This is a genomic window from Moorena bouillonii PNG, assembly GCF_001942495.1.
GTDB lineage: Bacteria > Cyanobacteriota > Cyanobacteriia > Cyanobacteriales > Coleofasciculaceae > Moorena > Moorena bouillonii.
The window spans coordinates 3,659,246-3,665,245 of the sequence record NZ_MKZS01000001.1 but is presented as its reverse complement, the minus strand read 5'-3'; the positions used below and the strand labels follow the sequence as shown (position 1 = coordinate 3,665,245).

1 protein-coding gene and 1 pseudogene are annotated in these 6,000 nt (G+C 42.5%); both read right to left on the bottom strand.

The features are described 5' to 3' along the window. Nucleotides 1-1,358: 1,358 nt before the first annotated feature. Complete coding sequence (locus tag BJP37_RS14945) at nucleotides 1,359-4,190, bottom strand: esterase-like activity of phytase family protein (protein WP_075899902.1); 2,832 nt, start codon at nucleotides 4,188-4,190, stop codon at nucleotides 1,359-1,361. 248 nt (nucleotides 4,191-4,438) lie between these two features. Next, a pseudogene (locus BJP37_RS14940) lies at nucleotides 4,439-5,536 on the bottom strand (glycerophosphodiester phosphodiesterase family protein); the annotation flags it as partial. Nucleotides 5,537-6,000: the final 464 nt, after the last annotated feature.

Genomic DNA, 6,000 nt, shown 5'->3' with positions numbered 1-6,000 from the left:
GCGAGCTAGGGATCAAGCCATGTCTACGTTACAAACTCCCTTGTCCCCCTGCTAGAACCTTGAGATAGTGTGGCGATGGCTGAATAACGCAAATCATGATAATAAGAAGATAACAGCAAGATAAAACCAAGCAATCTGTGCTGTGCGTGAAGGTTATCGGCTAAGCTATTTGCTCAATTTGCTCTTCGTTCGCGAACGGAACAATGAACCTTCCATTGAGTCTGAACCAATTCAAAAAAAAACAGCTAATGGAATTACCCACTCATACTAGCCTGATGACTAGCATGATCATAGTTATCACCTTGAATCGCTTCGGGTATGAGCATTTAACTTGATAATCTAGCCACATCAAGACGGACTTTATTTATCTAGTTACCCATAACCTTTGTATGGAGGTCAAGGTAGTCTACCTAAGCCGATGTTCGATTCATTATCAAGTAGATTTTACCCTTTTCCTGTCTTGATGCAATAGCGAGTGGGGGAACCCCCAAGACCTCACTGCCTCCCCAAGACCGCGCTGCATCGCTGATGTCATTAAAATCACTAGTTCAGCAACAGCGACTTAAGGTTTTATTGAATTTTACTGTCTTGGATTTGATACTCTCCGATTAGCAAACTAAATCCAAATCATTTGTCTTTGATCTAAGCAACTGGGCTATAGATGCCCGCTGGCTAAGCACCGTTTTCATAAATGACCAAAGGTATGTGGGTAGCTTTAACCTCTAAGTCGATCCTATCGGTCAGACTATTTGAGCCATAGGTTACTTGACTCAATAGCTTTTTGGGTTTAAATAAAACTATACTATAAAAGAGTCTGCTCTAGTAACCTTTACAGAATCTTACAGAATTTGGCCTGTTTGTTACCTCAGGTTTATTTTAAATTTACATGAGTAGCTACCGATTTAGGCTTGAATTCACAATCGGGTAGGTGTAGGGTCTTACCCTCTGGGGCGAAGCTCTTCACACTACCTCCTCCCCTTACTAATTCCGATTAAGAATTAAATTCACCACGGGTCGCACCTGAAAACGATGCAGCAAGGAAACCGGAAGTTTCCCGCACTCGCGCTTTGCATAATACACTGAGATGCACTATCCTAATCCTAAGATATTAACCTTCAATTAAACCCTCTAAAATTTAGGAGGATAAATTCAGACTATTTGATTCATATTAATTTAAATTTATAATTATTATTATGATGATTGTTTAAAAATAAATTCTAGCTATTCCACGTTGTCTATGATTCATTCACTAGTTTGATAAGGGAGCAGGGAACAGGTAAGTCAGGAGAGGTAATTATTATAATGTCTCGATAATTACCCTTAATACAAATCTCCCCTAATCCCTAATTTGAGAATTGCTATAAGATAACGAAATCGCTTTCAGCAAGGGTTGTTATTCCTAACACTACTGCTAGGGTTTCATCTCCAACATTGATTAGAGAATTATTACTATCGGAGGTGATAGACACTTCACCAAAGCCCAAACCATTGCCTAAACCAATGAAGTCAGTGCCCAGCTCGAAGTCTGTAATCGTGTCAGTACCTTCCCCAATCTCTAGGACAAAGGTATCACTGCCACTACCATTAGAAAAGTTATCTCCAGTCAGAGTATCATTACCCAGACCACCAGTTAATAAATCATCCCCAGCATCACCCCAGAGTTGATCATCTCCTCGGCCACCATAGAGGAAGTCATTACCAGATTTCCCGCCAATGCGATCGCTTCCTGAACCACCATAGATAATATCATCACCACCAGCCTTACCACCTGCTGACTTGCTATTGCTATCTCCGCGCAGGATATCATCGCCATTGCCACCAAATAGGATATCATTACCCAATCCCCCAGCAATGGTATCATTTCCATCAAAGCCATTGATCAGATCAGCATCAACAGTTCCAATCAACTGGTCATCCCCTTGAGTACCGTTAATCTCGGAAGTGGTTTCTACTATTGCTGTCGGGGATTGAATAGTATCGAGGTCTAACCCAAATGCTAGGAATTGGGTAATTTGGTTGTCATTGAAATTGTTATCGCTAGCAACAATTAGGGATTGTCTGCCATCAGGTAAGGTTGGACCAAATGCGATCGCTTCACTATTGTCCAGACGAATGCCTAAGTCATCGAAATCCAACAGTAACCGTTTCTCAGCGACTTGCTCAACCTCTAACAGTTTACTATCTGGGTCAGTGGGGTCCCTCAATAGGTTATCAACATCACTGATATCTGTAGCGCCTTGGAGCTGGACTTCATATAGCCTGAGATTATTACCGACACCAACGGCAAAAGAACGCTCTAGAGCCAGTAATGTCCCAGTATTATCTAGCGCTAGTAATTCTACTAAACCATTATCCGCAAAACTACCAGGAGGGTCAGACTGATTAGGAATGGTGTCAGTGAAGTAGAGGAATTCTTGAGCCGGTGCCCCAGTTTGTAAATCATACTGTAGAATCCGAACAGGGCTTTGATCTTCTAGTGTCGAAGCCGAGCCATCTTGAATCAGAGCATTCTCGACTGCAGTATACAGGAAGCGGTTATCTGGGGTAATGGTCAGACTTTCAAAGGCAAGATTGTTACGAATGCCCTTTGTTCCATCTGAGGTAGGTAAGAACTTATCCGGTACCGTCAGCTGATTGAACTGTTGTCCTCCTAGAGAGAATTCATTGACGAAGGGATTAAGAAGATTGTTAGCATCCCCTTCAGAGGAGATAAACAAGGTGCCAGCACTAGTAAAGGCAATGCCTTCTGGATCAATACCCCGTTCTGGGAAAGGATCACCGCTAGCATTCCGTAAAGTAGTGACACCTGTAAACCCGACATCACCGTTGTCTAGACTACCATCACTTAAATCAATATCAATAGTATAGAAACGAGCGGGAGCATTTTGGCTGCGGTCATCAGACAGACCATAGTAAACACCATTAGCTGGATCGTAGGCTAAACCAGAGATACCACCAACTTCTGTATTCTCCAACTGCAATCCAGTATTAAAACTAACCTCTCCGAGAAAGTTAATACCAGTGACAACTTTCGAGTTACTATCTACCACTGTCGGCTCTACCTCAACATCAACATATAATAAACGGTGATCAGAACTGGGAAAGGGGAAATCACCCACTAGCTCAAAGGCAGGGTCATCACTTTTCGGCCAGAAAACAGTTGCGTCAGTGATAGGGAGATTTTGAGAAGGCAACACATAATCCACCCGCAGGTTGCCAGGACCACCAAAGTTTTCCTCAGCAAAGTCAGCGGTGTCAAAGGCTGGATTACCTCCATGAGTCAGGTTATTCAATCCCTGGCGGTTGCTAGCATCCACCCCTCCTTCACTGGAGGGTGTAACAGAGGTGTTCACTAACGGGTTATCCAGAATTTGCAGGATGGCATTATCAGTACTATCCCCATCAAAGGGGTCAGCATTTTGGTCTCCCATGATCACGAAGCGATCGCTTGCCAACAGACCACCGAAGTTTCCTTGGTCATCATAAATGTAATCCCCAGCCCCGGGAGTGATATAATCTGACCAGAACCGAATCTCATCATGATTACGGGTACCATTGCGGTCTTCTGCCCCATCAAACACTGGAGGAGTAGGATGGCTAGCCAGAACGTGAACCGTTTCACCGTTGATATTAATGGGAATATCCCAGTGACTCTTGGAAGATAGGCGGAATACAGCTAATTCTTCCTCAGAGTACCAGGATTCCCCAGTAACTGGATCTACAGGAAGCAAGGCATCTGGCATATTTTTCCAGAGGAAGTTTTGAAAGGTGCGTATATTCTCTGTATCAATTGGGTGTTTGGAGAATAGCACCATCCCAAACTGTCCTGGAAAGAAGCCGAAGCCAAACGCATCATTCCCCCCGCCAACTTGCCCGTTATTATCTAAGTCAAATCCAGAGGGAATTCCGGTGTTAGAAGGTGCGAGATAAACATAGGGAAAGTCAATCGCTGTCGCACCATTCTGACTAACTGAAAGATAGTTATCTTGGAAAAGTTTGGCAGCTTCTCCATTCTCATCGAAATCAAATTCATTGATTAGCAATACATCAGGTGAGCTACGCTGAATAATTTCAGCTACTGCCTTGGCTTGGTTATTATCATAAGTAGATAAATATTGAATTAAATCTCCTTGATTGGAGCGATTTAAAGAAGCGTTAAAGCTAGAAAATCGAACGTCAAGATTAGACATATTAATTATTTTTATACCTAAAGTTCGAGCACCTCAGTCATCAAGCTATGACCAAATAATAAAAACCGGGGAATTAAAGGATTTCCCGGTTTTACAACGGATTAGATAATTGTGAAATCAGCCTCTGTTAGAGGAGTATCAGTCGCAAAGGTTGCTAATAGTTCATTGTCCAAACTAATGCGAGCGTTTTGCGAATCTTGTTCAATGGATAACTGACCAAAGGTCAAACCATCGGCTAGACCAATGAGGTCGGTGAAACCAGTTTCTTGTAGGGTTGCGATTAAAGGCTCTTCTAGAGACAAGCCTTGGTCATCGAAGAATGTAGGATGCTTGGTTTCAGGATAGATACCGATTTTTTTACCAGTTTCCGCTTCTACCTGCTGGACTAGTTCGATAACCTCTTTGAAGGTGGGAATTTCAAACTGACCATCGAACTCATCGCTACGGAAGTCAAGAGGTTGAACAGCAAGCAGTTGCTTGATTTCTGCTAAGGTGAAATCTTCAGCAAAGTAACCAGTAATTTCTTCACCATCCAGAAGTTTGGTGGACTTGCGGTCTTCACCAAATACTTCAGCTACGTTAGTGGTATCATCTAGCAACGGTTCGTGACGAGCAATCAAGACACCGTCTTTGGTGATGACTAGGTCAGGCTCAATGAAATCAGCCCCTTGTTCAATCGCAAGAGCGTAAGCTTCTAAGGTATGCTCTGGACGCTCACCGCTAGCACCACGGTGTGCAATGACTAGAGGAGGCTCACCATTGAGGCTATTGAACTTTAAATCTGGGTTTTGAGGCGATCGCACAAATTCCCCTGTGGTATTTCCGGGGATATTGGGAGTGGAAATAGGGGCTTCGAGCAGTTTACCAGTGCTATTGAAGTGAAGTAGAAACGGACCGAATTCGTCACCAATCCAGATATCGCCCTTAGCATCAATCACAAAAGACTCGATATCAAAATCTGCCCCGGTCAGAAAGCGTCCGCTACTGTCTTCGTTAACAATCTTGAAAGGAATTTTGCCATCCGGGTCAGACAGTTGAACAAAGCCTTCAATCTCTACACTACCATCTCCATCCTCTGCACCCTTGAAATCAGGGTTAACTTGATAGAGTCTGAGCAGGTAATCAGCACTATTCTCTTGGGCTCCAAAACCGTTATCTGATAGGAACCAAAAAGAGCCACCCCCACTAGGAGCAAACTGAACACCACTAAAGCCTTGAACAGGTTGTCCATCAAACGGACCGGTGCGACCATTGGCAGAAATCGGTTCACCGTTGCCATTGTCTGCACCAGACTGGGGTCCTTCTGCAAAGGTATCAGCTGGTAAAGATGCAAATCCTTTTAATTTCATAAAATCCTGGAATCAATGAGACTAAAACTCTCGAATTTAGGGTTTTGATATCTAGAGAGTTAGAAGCACAGAAACTAGCCAAATTATTGTGTCAGCTAATGCGCTACCTCACAGGCTAGAAGCCTGTGCCACGCACGCTACACGAACAGCTATAACCTAATACGCAATTTTTACCAACCTTCAACAGGATTGGCATAGGTTTACGTGATGATTGAAACTAGCTGAACTCCCTTAGTAAGGGTTTCATTTCCAGGTTAAATTTTGATTGTATTTATATAAATTTAATTATAAGGTTTGGTTAACAGTTGTTTTTGAACTTTATGTAAATGTTTAGTGTAATTTTATCTGACTAGTGTATAAAGAGTTTGTTAAGTTTACCTAAAATTAACCTAAAATTAACTTTTTCATTTTGTTCTTAACCTTAAGGCGAGAGATTTTTTATAAAACCGCTAACTAATTAA

Excerpts from the sequence above, each read along its gene's own strand:
- BJP37_RS14945 (WP_075899902.1), bottom strand. The coding sequence starts at position 4,190 with ATGTCTAATCTTGACGTTCGATTTTCTAGCTTTAACGCTTCTTTAAAT.